Origin of the sequence: Sphingobium sp. RAC03 (assembly GCF_001713415.1) — a bacterium.
In the GTDB taxonomy this organism is placed as follows: Bacteria; Pseudomonadota; Alphaproteobacteria; order Sphingomonadales; family Sphingomonadaceae; genus Sphingobium.
Window position 1 is genome coordinate 1,000,095 of the sequence record NZ_CP016456.1, and the last position, 24,430, is coordinate 1,024,524.

Consider the following 24,430-nt stretch of genomic DNA (forward strand, 5'->3'; position numbering starts at 1 on the left):
GACCGCTCGATCCTGCCGAGATGGCGAACAGACATAACCACCGCATCCGCATTCCTAGCATCTCCATCCTTTATCCAACGTCAGCGTCTAGGCGCGATCGTCGCAATCGGCCAAGGGTAGCAGCTCAGCGGCCGCAGCCATAGGCGTGAATGAGGCCCTGTCAGAGTAAAAGGGGGAAACGCAGCCTGTGATCCGAATGGGGTTCAGGCTTCGACTGTAGCGAAGCCAACCGTCCTTCAACTCGCCCCACCGATCGCCCCCGGTGTCAGGATGAGCGTCAGGAGAATGAGGGCGATGCCGACATATCCCCAGGCGCCCATGCCCTGCCAGGCGATCTTCAGGCTGCCCGCGTCGGATCGCGAAGATCGGGCCAGCCGCATCGCGTAGATCATCGTGCCGGTGACAGCCATCGCCGTCAGCAGCGCGCCGAACAGGAACCAGAGGACTTTGGTCCACAGGCCGCCGAAGGTGCCGAAATGTAGCGGATCGGCCATTTCGGAAATGCGCTGATGCGCGCTCAACGTGCGGCCATCCAGCTGCGCGACGACGCGCGATGTCGCCGGATCGACGACCACCGCATTGGCGCGATCGCGCACCAGCCAGGCGGAGGACTGGCCGAGGAAGATGACGCCATTGTCGGGCGTGAAGCGGATTTCCCGAATATCGAGCGCAGGATCGGCGCGGCGCGCGACGGCGACCAGCCGGTCCAGCGCGGCCCCGGTCGGCATCGCACCAGCCGCCACTTCCGGTAATTTGGGCACCTTGGCGTTCCCGCCCAATGTCTCCACCAGATACCATAGGCCCGTCAGCGTGATCAGCGCCACGAACCACAAGCTCCACAGGCCCATCAGGCGATGCAGGTCGCCCGTCATCCGCCGCCCATCGCCGCCGCGCGGCGCTCGGAAGAAGCCGCGCCACCATTTCTTGTAGGTGACGATGCCCGACACCAAAGAGGCCGCCAGCAGCAGGGCGAGCGAACAGACGATCGGTATGCCGATCTTCGTCGGCAGCATCAGGTGGCGATGGGCCTGCCGCAGGAAGCGGTGGACACTGGCCCATCCATGCCTGCCTGTAACCTTTGCCGTCCACGGATCGATATAGACACGGTCTGGCGCGCCCTTGCCGCGACTGACCCAGGCTTCGACCGCAAACCAGGGGTCGATCGGCGCATAGAGGGTCTGGAGCCGGGCATCGGGCGCGGCGCGGGCCGCCGCCTGCGCCAACGCCCCCCAGGATGCGACGGGTTCCGACCGGGGCGATACCCGCATCGCGGGCGTCGCCAGCCAGTCGATTTCATGCGCGAACACGGCGAAGGTGCCCGTCGCCAGGATGAAGGTCAGGAAGATCGACAGTTTGAGGCCGATCCAGCTATGCACCACCCACCAGAGCGACCGACCCTTTTTCACGCGCAGCTGATCCATGGTCAGAATTGAAAGCGCAGTTCGGCCAGGAATGTCCGCGGCTCGCCCGGAAAATGCCCGCTCTGCGCCGAAAAGCCCGATGCGGCATAGACCTTGTCGAACATATTATCGACCCGCAGCATCAGTTCGGCAAAGCCAAGCCCCTTGGTGATCGATGCGTCGAAGATCGTATAGGGTTTGACGGTCTGCCCCGACAGGCTGATGCGCTTCGACACATGTTCACCGCCGACGGCAAAGGCGGCGTCGATCGCCGGCACCTGATAGCGGGTCCAGAAGCCGACCTTATGCTTGGGCGCATTGGCGAAGCGATTGCCGACGGCGTTGGTGATCGCCTGACCCGCGATCGTGCCGGTGATCTTCGTGTCATTATAGCCATAATTGACCAGCGCCACCCAATTGGCGGTAATGTCGGTCGACAGGTCGATCTCGAACCCCTTGCTCGTCACCTCGCCGATCGGGCGCAATTGATCCTGCCCGTTGACGGGCGGCAGGCTGGTATCGGCCTGGAGGATATTCTTGCGGACGATGCGGTAGGCGGCCAGATTGGCCTGGAGCCTGCCGTCGAAAAGGTCGGTCTTGATGCCGCCTTCGAACTGGTCGCCGGTCACAGGGGCGAAGGGACCACCGACGTCACCATTCTGGCTGGCGGCCGTCTGCGGCTCGAAACTTTGCGACCAGCTCAGATAGACCGACACATCCTTGCGCGGCTTGTAGATCGCGCCTGTGCGGAATGTGATATCGTCATCTTCATAAGAGCCGGCGTTGATAACCGCGTCCTCGAACTTGTCGTAGCGCACGCCACCGACCAGCATGAACGCATCGGTCAGGCTGATCTGGTCCTGCAGATAGGCACCCTGACGCTTCGTGCGCGTATCCGTGACGGTGAAGGGCAGCAAAGCGGCCCGCGCCACGTCGCGCGCGCTGTTGGTATAGACGGGATTGCTGAGGCTGAGCGGCGTCACGCCTGCGCGCAGGATGCGCGAATGAAGCACGCTCGTCTCGTCATACCAGTCCGCGCCGGTCTGGAACTTATGCTCCATGCCGAGCAGATCGACCCGCGCTGTCAGATTGGCGGAAAAGGACAGGCCATCGACATCGCGTATCTGATCGCGAAACTCGCGCGCGACCAGATCGTCGCTACCCGCCACCAACCCGCGCGGCTCATGATATTGCTGCGTCTCGGTCGCCTTGAAATAGCGCACCCCTGCGTCGAACGTGACCCGCTCCCCGATCGCCGTCGCATAACGCGCCTGATAGGCCTGCGACTTCAAATGCAGAAAATCGGTAGGTTCATTGGCATTCCAGCGAATGTCGGTCAGGAAATTGCCGTTATCGTCGGTCAAAATGCCGCGCAGGCGGTTGGCCTGGAGGTCATTGTCATAGACCGTCGCTTGCAACGTCAGCTTGCCGCCCTCATTGGTCTTGATCGCCAGGCCGCCATCACCGATCAGCGACACATTCTTCGTATTGCGCCGATAGGGGTTCATCGCCTCGTAAAAGCCGCCGAGGCGGTAGGTGACGATCCCGTCCTTATCCACCGGGCCGGTCGCTTCGGCCGATAGGCCGCGACGATCATAATTGCCCGCCGTCGCGACCAGGCGCATGGCGCTGGCATCGCCGGGTACCTTCGACACATAGTTGATGATGCCGCCGGGCGACCCCGGACCAAAGAAAAGCCCCGCCGGTCCCTTCAGCACCTCCACCCGTTCGATATTGAAAAGCTGCGGCACGGAAAAGCCGATGAACGGATTGCCGCGCATGCCATCATAGAAGGATTGGTCCTGGCGAAATCCGCGGAAGGTGACGCCTGCATAGCTGAAGAAGCTGACACCCGAAATATTGCGATAAATGTCGGTCGCGTCGCGTGCACCCTGATCGGCAAACAGATCCTTGTTGATCACCTGCAAAGCCTGCGGAATGTCGAGCGGGTCTTCGGCGCTTTTGCCGACGGTCGTGGTTTCGGTGCGGTAGAGGCGCTGCGCGCGGCCCGTCACGATGATCTGATCGCTATCGGCCATGGCTGCATCGGGTGCCGACGCAGGAACCTCCTGCGCAGAAGCCACCGACGCCCAAGCCGACAGGGAAACAGACGCAAACAGCGCCGCGCGGAAAATGGACAAAACAAACCCCCATATCAGTTTCGCTAATGATAGTGATTCGCGATAGTGGATTTGAATGATAGGAGCAAGCGGCCAGAGTCCGTTTTACGCATCGCGCCAACGGGACGGTTTACCCATTCGCATAGGCGCGATGCCGCAAAGCGACCGGAAACGCTGCGCCCCACGCGAACCGCCCTGTGGAACGAGGCATTGGAAGCTAAGGCCTTGAAACGCTTGCCGGTGACCCTAGATATAGGGTGTCGCTTCTTTCCCCCTTTGGAGCGACATCTCCCTGAACCTTGGCCCCGCCGTGAGCTAGCTCCGGCGGGGTTATTTTATACGCAGTCCCCAGTCCAAAGGGTTCACCGCTAGGTCCGGCCTGAAAATAAGCCAGCCAAGCAAAATGCGTCTTGTTGGACATGGCATTGATGCAAAGGGCAGCGCCTGCATGTCCGATGTGGTAATGTCGCCGTGGTGGTTCTACGGGCGATGCATAATCTTACGACATTCAGGTAGATGATGGCCCGCAAACATTCGAAACATGGTTCCTATGATGACTCGCATGTCGAGGAGGAGGCCCCTGCGCCGGCGGCTCCTTGCTGGCTGTGCGGTCGGCCGACGGGCAAGACCATCGTGTGGCATCATCCCGTGCCCAAGAGCCGGGGCGGGCGGGACGTCGTTCCCATGCATCCCATATGCCAGCAGACATTGATCGCGAATTTCACCAATTCCGAACTGCAGCGCCACGGGATGGTAGTGGATGGCCTGCTGGACAATCCCAACATCCGCAAATTCGTCGATTGGGTGGCGAACAAGGATCCCGATTTCACCGCGACGATGGCCAAGAAACAGCGATAAGGCAGCGCCGCTGCGCCGGCGCGCCTGTTGTTCAGTCGACCAGCTCAGGCGCGCCGGTTGCGTCAGGCGACAAAGGGGAAAGCCAGCGCGATCATGCCCACCAGCGTCATGACGATGCACACCGCCGCCGCGGGCAGCAGGGTGAAGCGCTGATGGTCGGCCAGGTCGATACCGGCCAGGCTGACCAGCAAATAGGTGGACGGGACCAGCGGGCTGAGCAGATGGACAGGCTGCCCCATCAGCGATGCGCGGGCGATGGCCATCGGCTCCACGCCATAATGGGCACCCGCTTCGGCCAGGATGGGCAGCATGCCGAAATAAAAGGCGTCGTTGGAAATGAAGAAGGTGAAGGGCAGGCTGAGCAGCGCCGTGATCGGCGCCATATAGGGGCCGAGCGCAGGTGGAATGAAGCCGACGACTTCCTTGCTCATCGCCTCGACCATGCCCGTGCCCCCCAATATGCCGGTGAAGATGCCCGCCGCGAAAATGAGGGAGACGACGGACAGGACATTGCCGGCATGGGCGGCGATCCGCTCCTTCTGCTCGGCAACGCCCGGATAATTGACGATCATGGCGATGGCGAAAGCGATCATCATCAGGACCGACAGCGGCAGCAGTCCCCAGACCAGCAGGGTGAGCAACGCCACGACCAGCGCACCGTTGAACCAGATCAGGCGCGGGCGGCGCGCCTGCGGATATTGCGAGACCGCAAGATCGGCGATGTCATGCGATTGCTGGACGCTGACATGGCCCAGGCGGCGGCGTTCCTTCCGCCCGAACCAGACCGCAAGGCCGACCAGAAAGGCGAGGCCCGCGATCATGCCAGGGATCAGCGGCAGGAACAGGGTGGCCGGGTCCAGCTTCAGGGCGCTTGCGGCACGGGCGGTCGGCCCGCCCCATGGCGTCAGGTTCATCACGCCGCTGGTCACCATCAGCAGGCAGCATAGATAGAGCCGGTTCATCCCGAACCTTTTGTACAGCGGCAGCAAGGCGGCGATCGTGATGATGTAGGTCGTCGATCCGTCGCCATCGAGGCTGACGAGTGCGCACAGCACCACGCTGCCGATCAGGATCAGCATCGGATCACCATGGACGATGCGGATCAGCCGCACGACCAGCGGATCGAACAGGCCGGTGTCGGTCATGATCGAAAAGAAGAGGATCGCGAACAGCAGCATGACGCCGGTCGGCGCCAAATTCTTGATACCCTCGATCATCATGTCGCCCAACCCCGCCGATTGCCCGGCGATGACACCGAAGACGGAGGGAATGACGATCAGCGCAACCAGCGGCGTCATCTTCTTGGTCATGATCAGCGTCATGAATGTGGCGACCATGAGAAAGCCGAGCAGGGCGAGGTTCATCGCTGCGTCCTTGAAAGAACTGGAGGAAGGGGGATTAGAAGGTCACGCCGACGCGGGCGGAGATGGTCTGGCCATCGTCGCTGCCGGTGTAAGTGCCGGCGCGATTTTCGCTGTGCCACTGGATGCCGTTGAGCTGAAAGCGGGTGAAGCTGTTGAGATACCAGTTGACCCCTACGGTCGCGGCCCAACCCTCGCCGCCCAGGGCCAGATCGGTATAGTCGAGATTTTCATAGCGTGCGGTCAGCTCGATCGCACCGGTGCCGCCATCGAGCACTGGATCGAGCACATTGGGCTGGCCAAAGCTGCCGAGGCGCGGGTTATAGGGCGGCAGTTCGCCAGTCAGGAAGAAGCCGGTCGATACGCTCCACGCTTTGCTATGGAAATCAGGCCGACCGGCATCGAGCCGGGCGATGCGCTGGCCCGCTTCGCCCATCACCCACAGGCCGCCGCTATAGCCGCCCAGTTCGACGCCATAGCCAGTGGTGGACCGGCCGCCGAGCAGATCGCCAGTACTGACCCGCACAGCGCCGTTGAAGCGTCCGCCGATCACGGTGCTGCGCGTCAGGACGGTCGCGGCGTTCGACAAGGCTTCGTCGAAGCCCCATGCGCCCAGATGCAATAGAGTCTTGTCAGTCTTGACCGGGTTCCAGTGCGCGCGTGCCGAAACGGTGCGGCTGTCGTTCGTCGCCTGCTGGCCGTCGACCCGGTCCCCAGTGACGGCGACCGATGCGTGCCAGTTGGGGCCGAACATCCGGCCCATGATGCCGATGCCGTAGAAGCCGCGCTGTGGAATGATGGCGGTCGATACCGTGCCACGCTCCAGGAAGGGCGTGGAGTCAGAGCCGGTGCTGCCTTCGAACGCGCGGTCGTTGAACAGGTGGCCGACGCGCACGTCATAATCGACATTGGTGCTGATCTTGTTGCGCCACCCCATGAAGGCAGTGACGATATCGACTTCATTTTCGGAGAAATCGGTTTCGAACTGGTAGAAAAAATGCGGGCCGACGCCGCCTTCCAGACCCAGGCGCAGCGCGCGCATGCCCGTCGTGGTGGTGTTGCGCCCGTTATAGCGCGAACCCATGGTCGAACTGACGTCCACCAGAATGCGGCCGCGCGGCTTGTAGGTGAATATGCCGTCGGCGCTGCGGAATACCGGCAGGCCCGCGCCCCATTCGGTCTTCAGGCCGACTTCGGCGGCTGCGATGGCGCGCGCTTGTGCCACGTCGATATCGGCAGGACCAGGCGGCACGATCTGCGGGGCGAACGGGCTGACGATCATCGGCGGCGGCGTGGCTTGCTGCTGCGCCATTTGCGGCGCGGCCATGGCCTGTGGCGCAGCCGTGGCGGCCGTCTGTCCTTCCAGCTTGTCGAGCCGCGCTTTCAGCATGGCGATCTCTGCCGCTTGCGCGCGCACCAGATCCGCCAGGTCGGCGTTACTCGGCGCCTGGGCCAGAGCGGGCGTGGCGGCGATCAGCGCCAGCGCGGCACAACCGCCGCGCAGGAAGGACGAGGTCATTGGCTTTTGGCTCCGGCGGCGAGAATATCGTTCCAATCGCGCAGGAAACGCTGGCGTTTGACGCGATCGAGATTGACGAGAAGCTGGGGGCCGACCCGGATCGGTCGGGCCTGGCCAGCGGGCAGGCGGCGGGCGCGGATGTCCGTCCGCACCGGCCATAGGCTGTGCTGGGCCAGCAGCGATTGCCCCTGGCGCGACAGCAGGAAATCGAGAAACAGCTTTGCCGCTGCCGGATGGCGCGCCTCCCGCGCGATGAAGGCGATGCGCGAGGTGACGATCGTATAGTCCTGCGGGAAGACCACGCCGATCCGCGGATCCCGCCGCGCCCGCTCCAGCGCGTAGGAGCCGATGACATTATAGGCGATCGCCTGCCGCCCTTGCGCCACCGCGCGCAACATCGCTTCCGTCGTCGTGGCCAGCACGGGCCGGGTCGCAGCCATCGCCTCGACCAGCAACCGGGTATCGCGCGTGATCGCGAAATCTTCGGTCAGGTACAGATAACCGACATTGGACAGCGCCGGATCGAAGGTCGTGACCTTGCCCGTCAGCGCGCGGCGGTCGCGCCGCAACAGCGCTTCGAGTGCGGCATGGGTGCGGGGCACCCGTGCCGGTGGGATCGCCTTCTTGTTGTAGACGTAGCCGATCGGTTCGGCCGTGACGCCAAAGCCCATATTCTTCCACACCGCCGACGCTGGCAGAGCGGGCTTTTCCGGGCTGGCATAGGCCTGCGCGAAGCCATCGTTGATCAGCTTGCCCTGCAGATCCATCGCCGACGACCAGACCAGATCGGCCGACGGCTTTCGCGCGCGTGTTTCGGCCATGAAGCGGCGGGAAATTTCGGCCGAGCCCAGGTCGGCATAATTGACGGTGACGCCGGGATAGCGGCGTTGGAAGGCGAGGATGATCGGCACCATCTCCGCCCGGTCGGCATTGGCGTAGACGCTGACCTGCCGCTCGACGCGCGCGGCGGCGATCAGCTGATCATAGGAACGCGGATAGCCGGTCGGGCGCTGCTGCGCACGCGCCGGGATGGCTGGCACGGCCAGGCTTGCCAGTATCGCTATCTTCAGAATAACCCATCGCATCGCTCCATCTCCTCGCTTTCCGCCTCTATGTTCGGATAAGATGCGAGGGTGGGATACAAAAGGAACCTGTCATCAACCTTTCAGCAACCGGTGCCCCATTCGCATTTTGATCATCGAGGACGACGCAGCGCTGGCGCGCAGCCTTTCGGCATTGCTCCGCGCAGGGGGGCATGCCGTCGATCATGTCGCGACCGGCGAGGATGCCTTGGCCGTGATCGGCAGCGAACCCTATGCGCTGGCGATACTGGACGTTGGCCTTCCCGATATCGACGGCTTCACGGTGCTTGCCGAATTGCGCAGGCGGGGCGCGCGCACGCCCGTCCTGATGCTGACGGCGCGCGATGCACTGGACGACCGCGTGCGCGGGTTGGATCTGGGCGCGGACGATTATCTGCGCAAGCCGTTCGAGCCGGAAGAACTGGAAGCCCGCGTGCGGGCGCTGGGACGACGGCGCGGCGGCGATCCGACTCCCCAACTTGTCGTTGGCGCGCTGACGATCAACCGCTCGACCGGCATGGCGGACATTGCCGGGCGATCGCTGGACTTGCGCCGCCGCGAACTGGCGGTGCTCGACGCGCTGGCGACCCGCGTCGGCCAGGTCGTGCCGCGCGAATTGCTGATCGGCGAAGTGTTCGGTTTCGATGAGCCGGTGGGCGGCAATGCGATCGAGGTGCATGTGACCCGGCTGCGCGGCAAGCTGGCGCCCGATGGCCCCGGCATCCGCACGGTGCGGGGCGTTGGCTATATGCTCGATGCCGACTGAGACACGCCCTGTATCGCGCCCTGTACCGCGCCAGGCCATTGCGCTGCGCACCCGGCTGCTGGCGGCGATGTTGGGGCCGTTGCTGGCGGTGGCGGCGATCGTCGGCATCGGCGGCGCGACGCTGATCGCTGATGTCGTGCGCCGCACTAACGACCGGGTCTTGGGCGGCGCGCTGGGCGCCATTGCCGAAACGGTGCAGGTCGAGCGGGGCGACGTGACGCTCGACCTGCCGCCCGCAGCCTTTGGCATGCTTGAAAATGGCGAACGCGACAATGTCTATTACCGCATCGCCGTGGGAGGCGAATTGCTGACCGGCTATGCCGACCTGCCCGCGCCCGACCCCGAAACGTTGGTCACCGACCAGCCCCGTTTCCGCTTCGCCCGCTATCGTGACCAGGACATCCGCATCGGCGAGGTGAAGCGGATGCTGCCCCGGATCGATCGTCCCGTCATCGTGCAGATCGCCGAAACGCTCGACAATCGCAAGGCGTTGACCAATCGGCTGTTGGGCGCGCTGCTGCTGGCAGAATTAGTGTTGGTGGGGATGGCGGCCTTGCTGCTACGCCCGGCGCTGGGGTGGAGCCTGCGCCCGCTTGCCCGGTTGCGGGAGGCGATCGAGTCGCGAGAACTGAGCAGTCGTCCGGATTTTTCGCCGCTCGACAACGGGCCCTTGCCTAGGGAGTTGCAGCCGCTGGCAACGGCCTTCAACCAGTTGCTGGCGCAGCTCGACACGGCGACCGGCGGCGTGCGCCGCTTCACCGCCGATGCGTCGCACCAGATGCGCACGCCTTTGTCCGTGCTAAAGGTGCAGGTCGCGCTGGCCCGGCGCGGATCGAGCGGCGCCCTTGACGAGATCAGCGATGCTGTGACGCGGCTTGAACGGCTCGTGACCCAGCTTCTCGCGCTCGCCCGCGCCGAGGAAGCGGGCGTGTCCGCCCCGCTGGAGGCCGTCGACCTCAAGGAAGTCTGTTCCGCCGTGATCAGCCGCCTGATCAACCAGGCGATCATGGCCGGTGTCGAACTCAACCTGGAGGCAAACGACGGGACGGATTATGGCATATCCGGCCACCGCACTTTGGCGTTCGAGATCATCGCGAACCTCATCGACAATGGCATCCGCTACAACCGTCGCGGTGGCACCGTATCGATCACCTTGTCGCGGCGGCAGGGCGAAACGCTGCTGGCCGTCCGTGACGACGGCCCCGGCATACCGCCTGACAAACGGGAAGCGATCTTCGAGCGTTTCGTCCGGCTGGGCGGCGCGCAGGGGCCTGATGGCACGGGCCTTGGCCTGGCCATCGTGCGATCTGCCGCGCAACGCATGGGTGCCCACGTCGCATTGGGTGATATGCGGGTCGGAACGGCGATCGTCATACGATTTCCTACAGGCTGATATCGCCGAACAGGCCCCATTCACCCTGTGCTTTTACAGGGCATCACGGCGAGACCCTAGCGAGTGTGTCTGATGGTATGTAACGCCTCTTAAACGATATAAGCACTAACTTATTTTGAGATAATCTCACTTTACAACATGCAATATATGAGTATTTCGGAGGCAGGTTGCCAAAGGGTCGCTCATGCAAATGAAGATTATGCGATATGGGGCATCCTCTTCCCCATCGCCGAAATGCGCTTTCGACAATGCCGCCGCCATATTCCTCGACTGGGACGGCTGTGTGATGATCGGCAACACTCTGATCCCGGCGGCGCGCACGCTGTTGGAGCGGCATGCGGATCGCGTCGTCATTCTGTCCAACAATTCGACGCATCTGCCCGAAGATTTCATGCGCATATTGAACCAGGCGAATGTCCATATCGCGCCGGATCGGATCATCCTTGCCGGTGCGGAAGCGGTACGCCTGGCCATGCAGACGCCGGAGGCCCGCACCTTGCTGCTCGGAACGACGCGGATCAAAGCCTATGCCCGGCAGATGGGGCTGACGCTTGTGCGGGACGCGCCGGATCAGATCCTGCTGACGCGCGACACGCGCTTTACCTATGCCAAATTATGCCGTGCAGCGAACGCTCTGCAGCGAGGCGCGAAGCTGATCGTCGCCAATGTCGATACGACGCATCCCGGACCCGATGGCCATATCGTGCCGGAAACCGGGGCGATGCTCGCGGCCTTGCTGGCCTGTGTACCGACTGCTCCTATGGTGACGGTCGGCAAACCCGGCCCCCTCCTGTTTGCGCGCGCTTGTGAAGTCGCTGGCGTCGCACCGCATGACGCCGTGATGATCGGCGACAATCCGGAAACGGACGGAAAAGGCGCGATCGATTATGGCATCTACCCCATACTCATCGGGCCGGATGCCGGGCTGACCCTGGACGACATCCTCAACTGGTAAGCGGCGTTGCGCCTCAAAAGCGCTTGATCGACAGAACGTCGAACGTCTGGCGCAGCGTCTCGGTCGAGCGCTCATAATCCGCCAGCGCCAAGGCCGCGATCAGCGCATCGACCACGCAGAGCTGCGCGATCCGGCTGGTCATCGCCTCGGTGCGAAAACTCGTCTCGCGCGCCATGGTGAACAGGACCAGGTCGGCATAGGCCTGGATTGGCGAACGGGCGAAATTGGTGATGACGATGGTTTTCGCGCCCGCCTCCCTGGCCAGCCGGGTGGCCGCCACGGTCTCATGCGTGGCGCCGCTGTGCGAGATGGTCAGCACGACGACATCGGGGTCGCATCGGGATGCGCAGATCGCCTGCACATGGCTATCGACCACCACCCGCGCGTCGAGGCCGATGCGCAACATGCGATAATGCGTGTCCTCGGCGATCGGCGCGGACGAGCCGATGCCATAGACTTCCACGCGCTTGGCCGCGCGGATCATGTCGACCGCGCGGGACAGCGCGGTGGGGTCCAGCACCGACAACGAATCGCGCAAGGCCTGAATGCCGGAATGAAATACCTTCCGGCAGATCGTGTCCATGTCATCATCGCGCGTGACATCTTCGTGGATGAACTGGACCGGTTGCACGATTTCCTGGGCCAGGCTGAGCTTCATCTGCTGGAAGCCGGACAGGCCGATACCGCGACAGAAATTGATGATGCTGCCTTCGCTCACGCCCGTCTCTTCGGACAATTCGGTCACCGACATGCCGACGATCTTTTCGGGCTGGGCGAGGATATAATCGGCGATCCGGCTCGCCCCCTTCGCCATGCCCGGCTGGGCCACGCGAATGCGATTGAGCGTGTTGTCGATGGGACCATTGTCGGTGGTCGGCAGGGCACGGCGTTTGGGGGTAGGGGCTGTCATGAGAGTCCTGAATGGCGAGCGCGGGCGCGAACCACCTCTAACAGCATTTCGTCGCCCTGCAAAATTGAGTGTATTTTAATCGGGCTCAACGCTGCTTGCCTTCCCACCACAGCAAACTCATTTTTAATGCGATATAAAATTGAGTAATGTTCATTCAACTGTCACATCAGCCTCCTACTTGACCCCTGCAAGCGGTTGACGCGCTGCAGCATCGAGTCGGTTCCACGACATGCTGCTGCCCCGGCAACCCGAACATTTTTGGGGGTATTGTCATGGTGAAGCATTCACGTCCTTACGGCCGATCGAAATTCGGCGCGGTGCATCTTGGCCTGTTGCTGGGGGCCAGCCTGCTGCCGACAACGGCCATCGCCCAGGCACCCGCCGCTGCCGAAGCAACCGCCGAAGCCGAGGCTGCTGCTTCATCGATCATCGTGACCGGCCAGCGCGTCGAAGCGACCAAAGTGGCGGCCGATGCCATCGCCTTTGGCAACAATATCCAGATCGTCAGTTCCGAAGCGATCGCCGCGAGCGGTGCCAGCAACTTCGCGGAACTGGCCCAGTTCCTCATCAAGGGTGCCAATATCGGCTATTCGCCGGACGAGGGCGAATATACCATTCGCCTCGACGGCGGCGGCGACCGCGACACGCTCGTCGTCCTCGATGGCGTGCCGCTGTACGATCGTGGCCCGGCGCTGGAAGATATTTGGGGATCGACGACGATCGACCCGCACATGATCGAACGGGTCGAAGTTTTCCGCGGCGGCAACAGCCTGTTCTTCGGATCGAACGGCGGCATCGGCGTCATCAGCCTGGTCACCAAGCGCCCCGACGGCACCAACAAGGTGGAATTGGGCGCAAGCTATGGCGAGTTCAATTCGCGCGAATTGTGGGGCAACGCCAAATTCGCGCTGGACGCCGAAGGGCGGCATAGTTTCATGGTCTATGGCAGCAGCCAGCAGACCGACGGCCCGCGCATCTTCGCGCCGGAAAGCTATGTCGACAATGTGGCCAAGGCTGGCGGCATCCAGAAATATCCGCTCAACCGCAACAATATCGGCATCAAATATCTCTGGAAGATCGACGACGACACCAACTTCAGGCTCAACGGCCAATATACACAGATCGAATTTCAGGATCCGTTCCCGGACAATGAAACCTTCTCGCCGAACCGGGTCCGCTACCCGATCATCGATTTCTCGATCGACCGGCGCTGGTCCGATGCGATCTACACCGAACTGACCGGTTATTGGAGCAACCCACGGCTCAACAATACCGAAACCTTCGCCGAAACCTGCACCAATCGCGCAGGGTGCGTCGATGTGAAGGGCCAGCCAATCCGCTTCGGCGACGCCACGGGTCGCTCGACCCCCTATCCCAACAAGGGGTTCGGCGCGGACTCCAAGGTTGGCGGATTTCAGGAGCGGGGTCTGAATTTCCGCAACACCTTCACCTTCCCCAAGCTGGTGGAGTTCGTCGCGGGGGTGCAGGTCGTATCCTACAAGGATGACTCCGATCCGGTCTTCCCGGTCGGCGATGCCTCGACCACGATCACGGGTCTTTATCTCGACGCGCGGCCGGTCATCCCCTTCAGCCCGGATACCAAGATTTCACTCGCGGTCCGCACCGATTTCGCCAAGAGCTTCGATTCCAAGACCATCTGGAAATTCGGCTTCCGCCAGCCGATCGGGCCCTTCTACATCCGTGGCAACGGCGGCACATCCTACAGCCTACCGCGCACCAACGAGCTTTTCTCGGTCAGTCCGACCCAGGTCGGCAACCCCAACCTGCAGACCGAAACGACCGAAACCTACAATGGCGCGGTGGGGTTCAGCAAAGCCTTCGGCGGCGTGCAGATCAATGCCGAGATTGGCGCGTTCCGCACCGACATCAGCAACCGTATCCAGGGCACATCCGGCCTGACGCCCAACACATGGTTCAACAACAGCGCCGTCACCGAAATCCGTGGCATCACCGCGGACATGGATTTCATCCTGGGCAAGCAGTTCACGGCCAACATCAACTACACGAAACAACAGGCGCGCCTCGCGGACACCGATCTTCAGATCAACGAGACGCCCGAATATATGATCACCGGCAATGTCGCCTGGCACAGCGCGAATGACCGGTTCCACGTCACCTTGCTGCCGCGCTATCAGGGGCCGGAATATGCGACCGGCGGCGGCAATGTCCGCCAACCCGATGGCAGCATGGCCGCCCGGTTCCGCAACAATTTCGGTAATTACTTCGTCATGAACGGGTCGATCGCCTATTGGGCAGGCGACGAGCGGCAGCACCGCTTCCAGCTTCGCGTCGTCAACATCACCAACACCAAATATGCCGAACGCTATGGCTACGGTAATATGCGCTTCAGTTCGGCCTTCCTGCGCGGCGAAATTGCGGCGAACAGCGACGCCTATTTCTACGGCTATGAATTCGAGGGCAAACCCCGCGCGGTCTACGCCTCCTTCACCACCAGCTTCTGACCGCACGCCTTGGGGAGCATTCACCGCCATGTCACAGCCCACGCCTATCCCGCCCGCTGCTCCTATGGAGCGGGATAGGAAGGATGTGCATATGAAACGGTGGATGATCGCGGCGATCTTGGTGCTGATGGCGGGCGGGGTGGGCCTGTTCTGGGCGACCCGGCAAAGCCAGAAGACGCAAGCCTTGCACGTTCTGCTCATTCCCGCCGATGGCGGCACGGAAAGCGGGACGCTGGCGGACTACCAGCCGATTTTCAACGCCGTGTCCCGTAACACGGGCCTGACCTTCGACCTGAAGGTCGCACAATCCTACGGCGCGGTGGTCGAGGGAATGTGCAACGGCGCGGCCGACATCGCCTTTGTCGGCCCCGTCACCTATTTGCAGGCGAAGGATCGCGGTTGCGCCGAATTGCTGGCGGTGGCGGTCAAATCCGGTGCCTCAGTCTATTATGCCGGGCTATTCGCACACAAGGACGCCGCCATCGCCACCGCCGCCGACGTGCGGGGCAAGCGCGTGGCCTTTGGCGACGTCAATTCGACCTCTTCCTTCATTTTCCCGATGACCATGTTGATGGATGCGGGGATCGATCCGGCCAAGGATCTGAAAGAGGTTCGCCTGACCGGCAGCCATGCCAGCAGCCTCGCCGCCTTGTTGCAGGGGCAGGTCGACGTCGCAGCCCTCTCCTTCGAAAGCTATGAAAAAGCGGTGCGGGAGAATGTGCCGGGCGTTCGCGATGTGAAGATCATCGCGCGCAGCGATCCCATTCCCTACCCCCCCTTGGTCGTGAACAGCAAACTACCGGCCGCGACCCGCAACCAGCTGCAATCCGCATTCCAGAATATCGCCCATGAACCCGGCATCACGCAAGAGATGATCCGGGGCTATGGCGGGGGGCAGGTCGATGGCTATGACGCCCATTTCCCCGCCGCCAAATTCACCCCCGCCGCGCAGAAGATGGCGATGGTCAGCGATGCGCTGAAGGCGGAAATCCTCAAGAAATCGGCGCAACGATGATGGATATTCGTTTCGATAGCACCACCGTTCATTATCCCGACGGCACATGCGCGCTGGATGGTGTGTCCTTCACGGTCCCTGCGGGGCAATTTTGCGTCGTGCTGGGCCATTCGGGTGCCGGAAAGTCCACACTGCTGCGCACCGTCAATGGCTTGTCCGCCATAACCGGCGGGCGCGTGGTGGTGGGCGGCAAGCCGGTCGATCGCAAGACCTTGCCCTTCTTGCGTCGCCGCATCGGCATGGTTCACCAACATTATGGCCTGACCGCCAGGGCCAGCGTCGCCACCAATGTCATGGCGGGCGCGGTGCCTGCCATGCCCTTTTGGCGGGCGCTATCGGGCTTTTACACCCCGGCCTTGCAGGCCAAGGCCTGCGCCCTCATCGCGGCTGTCGGCCTGGGCGAAGCGCATCTCGCCCGCCGTGCCGATCGTCTGTCGGGTGGCCAGCAACAGCGCGTCGGCATCGCGCGCGCCTTCATGCTGGACCCGGCCATCATCCTGGCCGACGAACCGGTCGCCAGCCTCGACCCCCGGCTCAGCCGCGAAGTGCTGGATCTGTTGCGGACACAGGCGCGCGAACGCGGCGCTACCGTGTTGTGCAGCCTGCATCAGGTCGATCTGGCGCGCGACTATGCCGACCGGATCGTCGCCTTGCAGGGTGGCCGGGTCGTGTTCGACGGGCCACCCGCCATGTTCGACGACTATGACGCCAAGCGCATCTACGCAAAGCAGGATGCAGCTACCCCGGTCCAGGCGGTGCCGGCATGACCGCGCAGGCGCCCACCCGCTGGTCCTACCCGCGCCCCTATGGCAGCGGCACGATACTGGCGCTGATCGGCGCGGCCCTGCTGCTCTGGTACACGGGCCAGCGCGTCGAAATCGGTCGGATGGTCATGATGACCACCCAGGCCGTTGCCGTGCAATTCGGCCTGGCCGAGCGATCGCAGGTCGCCGACGGCCTTGGCAACGCCATCGGCCAGCTCGTTCCCATCCAGCTTTCCGAGCGGCAGGAGATCAGCCGGATCGAGGGTTTCGATCCAACCGACCTGCCATTCCTTTCCCATGTCGAGGTCGTGGAACGTCGCGCGGAAACGATCAATCCGCAAACGATGCGGATGGAAAGCCGTCCGGTCCGCACGACTTATCTCGTGCAACCGCTGGGCTATGTCTGGCTGGTCGCGGCCAAGATGCTGGAGACGCTGGAAATCGCGCTCTGGGGCACCATCGTCGCCATCCTCATCGGCTTTCCGCTGGCGTTGCTGGGCGCGCGCAACATGATGCGCTTTGCGGCCATCCGCATGATGGCGCGCGGCATCATCGGCTTTTGCCGGGCCATTCCCGAACTGGTCAGCGCCCTGTTTCTCGTCATCGCCTATGGTTTCGGGCCGATCGCGGGCATATTGGCGCTCGGCCTCTATGGCGCGGGTTTTCTGGGTAAATTCTATGCCGACGATGCCGAAAATGCCGACCCCCGGCCGCAGGAAGCCCTGACCGCCATCGGCGCGGGCAAGATGCTGATGTGGCGCTATGCCATCCTACCCCAGGTGCTGCCCCAGTATATTGCCTACACGCTTTACATCCTCGACCGGAATGTCCGCATGGCGACCGTCATCGGGCTAGTGGGCGCGGGCGGCATCGGTCAGGAACTCAAGGGCCGCTACGACATGTATGAATATGGCCATGTCGGCACCATCCTGATCGCGATCTTCATCGTCGTTCTGCTGCTGGATCGCAGCGCCGGACGGCTACGCAAATCCCTTTTATAACCCCCCATCCTATCGATCGGAGCGGCCATGTCCCTGAAGAACAGACGCGATTTCCTCAAGACCGCCAGCGTGGCGGGGACCATGGCAGCCATACCCGGCAGCATCGGGCGGGCGTTGGCCATTGCGCCCAAGCGCGTGACCGGCACGATCAAGGACGTGAAGCATATCGTAATCCTGATGCAGGAAAACCGGTCCTTCGATCATTATTTCGGCACGCTCAAAGGGGTCCGGGGTTTTGGCGATCGCCATCCCATCCCCCTGCCCGACAATCGCCCGGTCTGGTGGCAATCCAACGGCGCACGCGACCTGCCGCCCTTCCATCTGGATACGGAGCGGACCAACGCGCTCAAGGTTCCGGGCACCCCGCACAGCTTCTCTGACGCGCAAGCTGCCTGGAATCAGGGCAAATTCGGCCTGTGGCCCAAATATAAGACCGATTATTCGATGGGCTATTACAAACGGCAGGATATTCCCTTCCAGTTCGCGCTCGCCGAGGCCTTCACCATCTGCGACGCCTATCATTGTTCGGTCACCAGCGGCACCGACCCCAATCGCATCGTCTTCTGGTCCGGCTCCAGCTTCGATCCCGCGATCGCGGCCAAGGGCGTGAATTGCCGGGACACGCATTCGGAACCCAATAATCTGCGCTGCTGGATCAAGGGCGCGCTGCCGGAGCCTGGCTATAGCTATGCCGACAATGCGCTGGAATGGGCGACCATCCCCGAAGTGCTGGAGGCCGCCGGGGTCGACTGGCGCATCTATCAGGACCCTAACGACAATTGGACCGGCGCAATGCATGGCGGCCTCGCCTTCAAGGGCTTCCGCGATGCCAAACCTGATTCCGCCCTCTATCAGCGCGGCATGAGCGCATTTTCGCTCGAACAGTTCGCCAAGGATGTGAAGGACGGCACGCTGCCTGCCGTAACCTGGATCTTGCCGCCCAAGGAGCGATCGGAACATCCCAGCGCCTCCACCCCGATCGAAGGTGCGGCCTTCACGGCGGAGGTTCTGGACGCGCTCACTGCCAACCCGGACCTGTGGAGCCAGACCGTCTTCTTTCAGACGTTCGACGAGAATGACGGGTTGTTCGACCATGTGCCGCCGCCCGCGCCGCCGTCCTATAATCGCGACGGCACGATGGCGGGCAAGGCGACGCTCGACCTGGCGGGCGAATATTTCGACGATCATGAGGATAAATATACGTCGCGCGATGACGATGTGAGCGGCACGACACGGCCCTGGGGGCTTGGCCCGCGCGTGCCCATGTATGTCGTTTCGCCATGGAGCCGGGGCGGCTGGGTCAACAGCGAGATATTCGATCACACTTCGGTCGGCCAGTTCCTCGAAAAACGCTTCGGTGTCACGATCCCCGGCATCAGCCCATGGCATCGCGCTGTCTGTGGCGACCTGACCAGCTGCTTCGATTTCAGCCAGAGTAGCGATGCCACTTTCCCCGACCTGCCCGATGTCAGCGCCGCCAGCGCGATCCTGGCCGATCATCTTGCCCGTCCCAAGGCGCTGCCGCCGCGCGCGCCGCAGGACATGTATCAGGAAGCGGGTATCCGCCGATCGCGCGCCCTGCCCTACATCCTCCACATCGATGCCGTCGCGACGAAGGACGCCCTCACCCTGACCTTCACCAATGAAGGACGCGCCGGTGCCGTCTTCCACGTCTATGACAGACACAGGCTGCATCAGATCCCGCGCCGCTACACGGTGGAAGCGGGCAAATCGCTGAACGATCAATGGGCCGCCAACGATCAGGGCCGCTTCGACCTCATCGTGCTTGGGCCCAATGGCTTCGTCCGGGGCTTCACGGGCGATCTGGCGCAGGCCGCCGCCGCGCCGGTCCTCACTGCCCGTTATGATGCCGCGGGCAAAGCCATGCGCCTGCGCCTGGCCTCCGATGGATCGACGCCTGCCAACGTCACATTGGGCAAGGACGCCTATGGGGTTCAGGCCGACAGGGCGATCATGGTGATCGGAGGCAGCAGCACGAACGAACGCTGGCCAGTGGCGAAGAGCGAAGACTGGTATGATCTGACCGTCGCCATGGCGGGCATGGACATCCGCCTGGCCGGGCGGGTAGAAACCGGACGCCACGGCATCAGCGATCCGCTCATGCGAGCCTGAAGCCGAGCAAAGGCACGGAAAAAGGGGGCTGGCCGAGACATCGGCCAGCCCCCTTTTTCATGACCGGCCTACAGGTCGGCGACGCGCATCTCTATCTCGGTCGAAACGGCGGACTTGGCATCATATTGGTCCGCGACCACGCGATAGGCCGTGGTCCAATGTTTGCCGTCCACCTCGAACCGGCAATAGCCCCGCTGACGGCCATTATAATGGCGCACATGCGGGTTATCGGCGCGCGATTGTTCCATCGCCCCGTCCCATGGACATTCCGATGCGATCGACGTTCCGGCAAATTCATGCCCGATCCTGCGGGATTTGACGTTAAACGGCTCGGCATGCATCGTCATGGCCGCGGCACAATGCCAATCGCCGCTGATCGCCAAGGGATTGGCCACGCCATCGCCCAAAACATCCAGCAACTGCTGACGCGCGACAGGATAGCCATCCCAACTGTCGAAGTTCACGGCGGCAGGCTCTGGCGCCTTATTGTAGCGATAGGGTGACAACCAGCATTGAGATGCCAGTACGTTGAACGCCGCGTCCGATCGTTTCAGCGCCCCATAAAGCCATTGTTCCTGCGTCGCCCCCAGCATCGACCGGTCGGGACGAGCCGCTTCCGCGCACGGCACTTGCCCCGGAAAGCCATCACCGCACACCTGATCGGCGCGAAACTGGCGGGTGTCGAGCAGATGCACCTGCGCCGGGCCAAAGCGATACAGACCATACATCTGCAGACTGCTCTCGATCCCGTCGATGATCGGCGGCTTTTCGATCGGCATATGCTCATAATAGGCCTTCAAGGCGGCCAGTTTGCGGACCTTCCATTCCAGCGGCGTCTGCGCTTCGGGATCCTGCGGCGTATCGCCTGCCCAATTATTGTCGATTTCATGATCGTCCATGGCGACGATCCACGGGCTGGCCGCCCGCGCCGCCTGGAGCGCGGGGTCAGAATTGTAGAGCGCATAGCGGTTGCGATAATCCCAAAGGCTCACGATTTCCGCGCTATTATGCTGACGCACGGTGCGGAAGACGCGCTGTTCTCCGGCCAGGTCGACGCGACGCTCGCCCAGCGGGCTGATACCCCCTTCATAGATATAATCGCCGACATGGATCACGCAGTCCGGCGCCCAGGCGGCCATATCGGCAAAGGCGTTGAAATAGCCGCTCTGCCAGGATTGACAGCTGGCGACCGCCAGTTTGACCGACGGATCGCGGCGATCGCTGGTGCGGGTCCGGCCGATAGCCGTCTCGAAATCACCCACCGTAAACTGATACCAATATTCGCGACCCGGCTGCAGTCCCTCGATCAGCGCATGCACCGAATGGCCTTCGCTCGCGCGCGCAACAGCCTCACTCTCGCGGACAAGCCTGCGCTGTTCCGCATCGGCCCAGACCCGGTAGCGGACCGGCACGTCGCTCGACGGCATGCCGCCGCCTTTCAGCGGGTCGGGCGCAAGCCGGGTCCACAGGATCACACTGGTATCACGCGGCGCGCCGGACGCGATGCCCAGTGTGAACGGATTCACCTTGATCTGCGCGCGCACCAGGGACGATGTTAGAAGCGCGGTGGCGGTCGACGCTCCCAGAAACAGGCGACGTGTGAGCATATGGAATCTCCCCTGCAGACAGCGGATGCTGGCCAAGAGTGAAATATACTCAATATCATTGCATATTTATGTGAGAATTATACATATCCGTGCATGGAGTAGGATCTGATTTGTTCCGCTATCTCCTATGTCGCCAAGCCAAAATGGGGTCGGACCGGCGAACGCGCCTAGTGTATAATGCGGGCAAAGGCCGCCACACCGTCGATCGTCGGCGCGGGTAAGGATGTCGGTTCGACGGTTGGCAAAGACGGTGCGCCATCGCCTGCGAATATTGCCTCGATCGTGCGGACGCAGAGCGCCACGCCATCGTCGGCGAGCATATACCAGACCTGCTTGGCCTCCTTGCGGTTCTGCACCAGGTCGGCGCGGCGCAGTTCGGCCAGTTGCTGGCTGAGCGCGGGCTGGCCGATGCCCGTGATCTCGGCGATCTCGCCGACATTGCGTTCGCCGCGCAGCAGGCAGGACAGGATCATCAACCGCTGCGGCTGGGCGAAGACCTTGATCTTTTCAGCGGCCAACGCCGCGGCGTCGCGATCCACATAAAGCGCGCTCATGCGGACGCCTCGAACCGGCAGAACCAGTCGGGTGCTGCATCGGTCCCGTCAGCGGCGGGCAGCAATAGCGGCTGACCGTCCGTCCAGCCCTCAGGCGTCAGGCTGCTTGCGCCATCGACCCGCTGCAACGCGCGCAACAGGCGCAGCATCTCGTCCACCGAGCGGCCGACATTATGCGGATAGCAGGTCGTCGCGCGAACGGCCCCCTGCGGATCGATGAAGAAGGTCGAGCGCATGGCCATGCTGTCGACGGCGGCATCATCGATCATGCCATAGGCACGGCCCACCGCCATGCTGGGATCTTCGATGATGGGAAAGTCGATTCCCACGCCGAACAGATCGCGCAATGCGCGAACCCAGGCGAGATGGGCGTAAAGGCTGTCCACCGACAGGCCGACCAGCCTGCAATCGAGCGCGTCGAACTCCGACTGACGCCGCGCCAGCGCGGCGAACTCGGTGCTGCATACCGGCGTGAAATCGGCGGGGTGCGAAAAGAAGATCACCCATTGGCCACGCAGCGCCGAGAGTTGAAAATCGCCCTTTGTTGATCGGGCACGGAAATCGGGGGCCATGTCGCCGATCCGCACCGGCCGCCGTCCATCTGTCATCACTTCGTTCATGCCTGTCGTCCTGCAATCCTGGCCACCATGAGGCAACCCCTTGACGGCCCGTCTCTATACATATACATGGTTCATGTAAATATGAAACTAGAGGAGAGTCGCATGTCCGACCCCGCATTGACCAAGGCCCAGACGCAGATCCTCGCCGCCCGCGAAGGCGTGCCCGTGATCAAGTCCTTCTTCGATCCGCCGACCTTCACCGTGACCTATGTCGTGCATGATGCGCAGACGCGTCGCGCCGCCGTGATCGACAGCGTAATGACCTATGACCCCGCCTCCGGCCGCACGAATGTCGCGTCCGCCGATCCGGTGATCGCCTATGTCGAGGCAGAGGGACTGACCGTCGATTGGCATCTGGAAACCCATGCCCATGCCGATCATCTGTCGGCAGCCCCCTATCTCCAGCAGAAGCTGGGCGGGAAGATCGCGATCGGCGCGCATATCTGCGAAGTGCAGCATATGTTCGGCAAGCTGTTCAACGTCGGCGCGGAATTCCCGCGTGACGGATCGGACTTCGACCATCTGTGGGCCGATGGTGACAGTTTCGCGATCGGCACCCTGTCGGTCACGGTGCTGCATGTGCCGGGCCACACCCCGGCCTGCGTTGCCTATGTGATCGGCGATGCGGTGTTCGTGGGCGATACCATGTTCATGCCCGATTATGGCACGGCCCGCGCCGACTTCCCCGGCGGCGACGCCCGCACCTTGTTCCGGTCGATGCGCCGGTTGCTGGAACTGCCGCCCGAAACCCGGCTCTTCCTGTGCCATGACTATCTGCCCGCTGGCCGCGACCATTATGTCTGGGAAACGACCGTGGCGAACCAGCGCCGGGCCAATATCCACGCCCATGACGGCATCACCGAAGATGAATTCGTCGCGATGCGCGAAGCGCGCGACCGCACGCTGGACATGCCGCGCCTCATCCTGCCCTCGGTTCAGGTCAATATGCGCGCGGGCCATCTGCCGGTCGCCGAGGATAATGGCGTCGCCTATCTCAAGATACCGGTGAACCAGCTATGATCCCCGGCTTTCCCGATGCCCAGCCGGTCGCGGGCCTCATCGGCGGGCTGATGATCGGCGTGGCGGCGGCGATCATGCTGCTCGGCCTCGGCCGGATCGCGGGCGTCAGCGGGCTTGCGGCGCGGGCCGTTGGCTTCACGCAGGGCGGCGCGCCGCGTAGCGTCGCCATCGCCTTCATCCTTGGCTTGCCCTTGGGTGCGCTGGTCGTAGCGCTGCTGTCGGGCGGCGTCCCGGCCAGCTACCCCGCGCCCGCCCTGCTGATCGTTGCCGGCCTGATCGTCGGGTATGGCACGCGGCTCGGATCAGGCTGCACCAGCGGCCATGGCGTATGTGGCGTGTCGCGCCTGTCGCGCCGCTCGCTCACCGCCACCGCTTTGTTCATGGGCAGCGGCTTTGCCACCGTGGCGATCCTCCGTTTGACGGGGCTTTTGTGATGCGGATCATCCTTGCGCTACTGTCCGGTTCGCTGTTCGGCGCAGGCCTTGCCCTGTCGGGCATGGCCGATCCGATGCGGGTGCGCGCCTTCCTCGACCTGTTGGGACCATGGGATCCGACGCTGGCCTTCGTCATGGGCGGCGCGATGATCCCGATGGCGCTCGCCTGGCTGGTGCAGAAGCGGATCGAGCGCCCCATCGCCGATCAGCAGTTCAACCTGCCCGAAACACGCGGGATCGACGGGAAGCTCGCGCTCGGCGCGATCCTGTTCGGCATTGGCTGGGGCATAGGCGGCCTGTGCCCCGGCCCCGCTCTCGCCAGCCTGGCACTCGCCCCGGCGGCGGTTGCTCCGTTCGTGCTGGCCATGCTGGGCGGCATGGCGGTGCACCGCGTCACGTCAAGACCATAACCGGCACGCCGGACCAAGGAGGATC

21 protein-coding genes are annotated in these 24,430 nt (G+C 63.0%); 12 read left to right on the forward strand and 9 right to left on the reverse strand.

Annotated elements, in window-relative coordinates; genetic code table 11:
* Nucleotides 1-236: 236 nt before the first annotated feature.
* Entirely contained in the window at nucleotides 237-1,406 is a 1,170-nt protein-coding gene (locus BSY17_RS09415) for a PepSY-associated TM helix domain-containing protein (RefSeq protein ID WP_237236489.1), read from the reverse strand.
* 17 nt (nucleotides 1,407-1,423) lie between these two features.
* Nucleotides 1,424-3,541 carry a TonB-dependent siderophore receptor gene (locus BSY17_RS09420; RefSeq protein WP_171899214.1) on the reverse strand — a complete coding sequence of 706 codons (2,118 nt, stop codon included), beginning with the start codon at nucleotides 3,539-3,541 and terminating at the stop codon, nucleotides 1,424-1,426.
* Between the two features lie 498 nt (nucleotides 3,542-4,039).
* On the opposite strand from BSY17_RS09420, the gene BSY17_RS09425 reads away from it, so the two are divergent.
* Nucleotides 4,040-4,378 carry a hypothetical protein gene (locus BSY17_RS09425; protein ID WP_069065316.1) on the forward strand — a complete coding sequence of 113 codons (339 nt, stop codon included), beginning with the start codon at nucleotides 4,040-4,042 and terminating at the stop codon, nucleotides 4,376-4,378.
* Nucleotides 4,379-4,440: 62 nt separating this feature from the next.
* On the opposite strand, the gene BSY17_RS09430 is transcribed toward BSY17_RS09425, so the two are convergent.
* From BSY17_RS09430 to BSY17_RS09440, 3 genes are read right to left on the reverse strand one after another with little or no spacing between them, the layout of a single operon-like run.
* Nucleotides 4,441-5,742, reverse strand: a complete 1,302-nt coding sequence (locus BSY17_RS09430) for a CitMHS family transporter (RefSeq protein ID WP_069065317.1) — start codon at nucleotides 5,740-5,742, stop codon at nucleotides 4,441-4,443.
* 34 nt (nucleotides 5,743-5,776) lie between these two features.
* Complete coding sequence (locus BSY17_RS09435; RefSeq protein ID WP_069065318.1) at nucleotides 5,777-7,258, reverse strand: OprO/OprP family phosphate-selective porin; 1,482 nt, start codon at nucleotides 7,256-7,258, stop codon at nucleotides 5,777-5,779.
* Entirely contained in the window at nucleotides 7,255-8,343 is a 1,089-nt protein-coding gene (locus BSY17_RS09440) for an ABC transporter substrate-binding protein (RefSeq protein WP_069065319.1), read from the reverse strand. Before BSY17_RS09440 ends, BSY17_RS09435 begins: the two co-directional genes overlap by 4 nt.
* A gap of 109 nt (nucleotides 8,344-8,452) precedes the next feature.
* Here BSY17_RS09440 and BSY17_RS09445 point away from each other — a divergent pair, with 109 nt between their 5' ends.
* From BSY17_RS09445 to BSY17_RS09455, 3 genes are all read left to right on the forward strand, one after another.
* A complete protein-coding gene (locus BSY17_RS09445) occupies nucleotides 8,453-9,106 on the forward strand; it encodes a response regulator (RefSeq protein ID WP_083217191.1) in 654 nt (217 codons plus the stop codon).
* Nucleotides 9,096-10,499 carry a sensor histidine kinase gene (locus tag BSY17_RS09450; protein ID WP_069065320.1) on the forward strand — a complete coding sequence of 468 codons (1,404 nt, stop codon included), beginning with the start codon at nucleotides 9,096-9,098 and terminating at the stop codon, nucleotides 10,497-10,499. Before BSY17_RS09445 ends, BSY17_RS09450 begins: the two co-directional genes overlap by 11 nt.
* Before the next feature lie 190 nt (nucleotides 10,500-10,689).
* A complete protein-coding gene (locus BSY17_RS09455) occupies nucleotides 10,690-11,454 on the forward strand; it encodes an HAD-IIA family hydrolase (RefSeq protein ID WP_052027691.1) in 765 nt (254 codons plus the stop codon).
* Between the two features lie 13 nt (nucleotides 11,455-11,467).
* Here BSY17_RS09455 and BSY17_RS09460 read toward each other — a convergent pair whose 3' ends face one another.
* The gene (locus BSY17_RS09460; protein ID WP_037476176.1) at nucleotides 11,468-12,364 is read right to left on the reverse strand and encodes a MurR/RpiR family transcriptional regulator; all 897 of its coding nucleotides are present in this window, start codon (nucleotides 12,362-12,364) and stop codon (nucleotides 11,468-11,470) included.
* A gap of 272 nt (nucleotides 12,365-12,636) precedes the next feature.
* On the opposite strand from BSY17_RS09460, the gene BSY17_RS09465 reads away from it, so the two are divergent.
* The 5 genes from BSY17_RS09465 to BSY17_RS09485 all read left to right on the forward strand — a co-directional run bounded on the left by BSY17_RS09465 (nucleotide 12,637) and on the right by BSY17_RS09485 (nucleotide 19,760).
* Nucleotides 12,637-14,847, forward strand: coding sequence for a TonB-dependent receptor plug domain-containing protein (locus BSY17_RS09465; protein WP_069065321.1), 2,211 nt, complete (start codon nucleotides 12,637-12,639; stop codon nucleotides 14,845-14,847).
* A gap of 91 nt (nucleotides 14,848-14,938) precedes the next feature.
* Complete coding sequence (locus BSY17_RS09470; protein WP_069065322.1) at nucleotides 14,939-15,862, forward strand: phosphate/phosphite/phosphonate ABC transporter substrate-binding protein; 924 nt, start codon at nucleotides 14,939-14,941, stop codon at nucleotides 15,860-15,862.
* Nucleotides 15,859-16,629, forward strand: coding sequence for a phosphonate ABC transporter ATP-binding protein (locus BSY17_RS09475; protein WP_069065323.1), 771 nt, complete (start codon nucleotides 15,859-15,861; stop codon nucleotides 16,627-16,629). Before BSY17_RS09470 ends, BSY17_RS09475 begins: the two co-directional genes overlap by 4 nt.
* Nucleotides 16,626-17,627: a phosphonate ABC transporter, permease protein PhnE gene (phnE, locus tag BSY17_RS09480; RefSeq protein WP_069065324.1), complete on the forward strand. Its 1,002-nt coding sequence runs from the start codon at nucleotides 16,626-16,628 to the stop codon at nucleotides 17,625-17,627. The genes BSY17_RS09475 and phnE overlap by 4 nt, the downstream gene beginning before the upstream one ends.
* 27 nt (nucleotides 17,628-17,654) lie before the next feature.
* Nucleotides 17,655-19,760, forward strand: coding sequence for a phosphocholine-specific phospholipase C (locus tag BSY17_RS09485; protein WP_069065325.1), 2,106 nt, complete (start codon nucleotides 17,655-17,657; stop codon nucleotides 19,758-19,760).
* A gap of 68 nt (nucleotides 19,761-19,828) precedes the next feature.
* On the opposite strand, the gene BSY17_RS09490 is transcribed toward BSY17_RS09485, so the two are convergent.
* The 3 genes from BSY17_RS09490 to BSY17_RS09500 all read right to left on the reverse strand — a co-directional run bounded on the left by BSY17_RS09490 (nucleotide 19,829) and on the right by BSY17_RS09500 (nucleotide 22,541).
* Entirely contained in the window at nucleotides 19,829-21,367 is a 1,539-nt protein-coding gene (locus BSY17_RS09490; RefSeq protein ID WP_069065326.1) for an alkaline phosphatase D family protein, read from the reverse strand.
* A gap of 167 nt (nucleotides 21,368-21,534) precedes the next feature.
* On the reverse strand, nucleotides 21,535-21,921 hold the full coding sequence (locus BSY17_RS09495) for an ArsR/SmtB family transcription factor (RefSeq protein ID WP_037476456.1): 387 nt from the start codon (nucleotides 21,919-21,921) through the stop codon (nucleotides 21,535-21,537).
* Nucleotides 21,918-22,541, reverse strand: coding sequence for a peroxiredoxin (locus BSY17_RS09500; protein ID WP_069065327.1), 624 nt, complete (start codon nucleotides 22,539-22,541; stop codon nucleotides 21,918-21,920). Before BSY17_RS09500 ends, BSY17_RS09495 begins: the two co-directional genes overlap by 4 nt.
* A 102-nt stretch (nucleotides 22,542-22,643) precedes the next feature.
* Between BSY17_RS09500 and BSY17_RS09505 the strand changes: the two genes are divergently transcribed.
* The 3 genes from BSY17_RS09505 to BSY17_RS09515 are packed head-to-tail and all read left to right on the forward strand — an operon-like array spanning nucleotide 22,644 to nucleotide 24,405.
* Nucleotides 22,644-23,561: an MBL fold metallo-hydrolase gene (locus tag BSY17_RS09505; protein WP_069065328.1), complete on the forward strand. Its 918-nt coding sequence runs from the start codon at nucleotides 22,644-22,646 to the stop codon at nucleotides 23,559-23,561.
* Nucleotides 23,558-23,995 (forward strand): YeeE/YedE family protein, encoded by a 438-nt coding sequence (locus tag BSY17_RS09510; protein ID WP_069065329.1) that lies wholly within the window; start codon nucleotides 23,558-23,560, stop codon nucleotides 23,993-23,995. Before BSY17_RS09505 ends, BSY17_RS09510 begins: the two co-directional genes overlap by 4 nt.
* The gene (locus BSY17_RS09515) at nucleotides 23,995-24,405 is read left to right on the forward strand and encodes a DUF6691 family protein (RefSeq protein ID WP_171899215.1); all 411 of its coding nucleotides are present in this window, start codon (nucleotides 23,995-23,997) and stop codon (nucleotides 24,403-24,405) included. The genes BSY17_RS09510 and BSY17_RS09515 overlap by 1 nt, the downstream gene beginning before the upstream one ends.
* The last annotated feature ends 25 nt before the right edge of the window (nucleotides 24,406-24,430 follow it).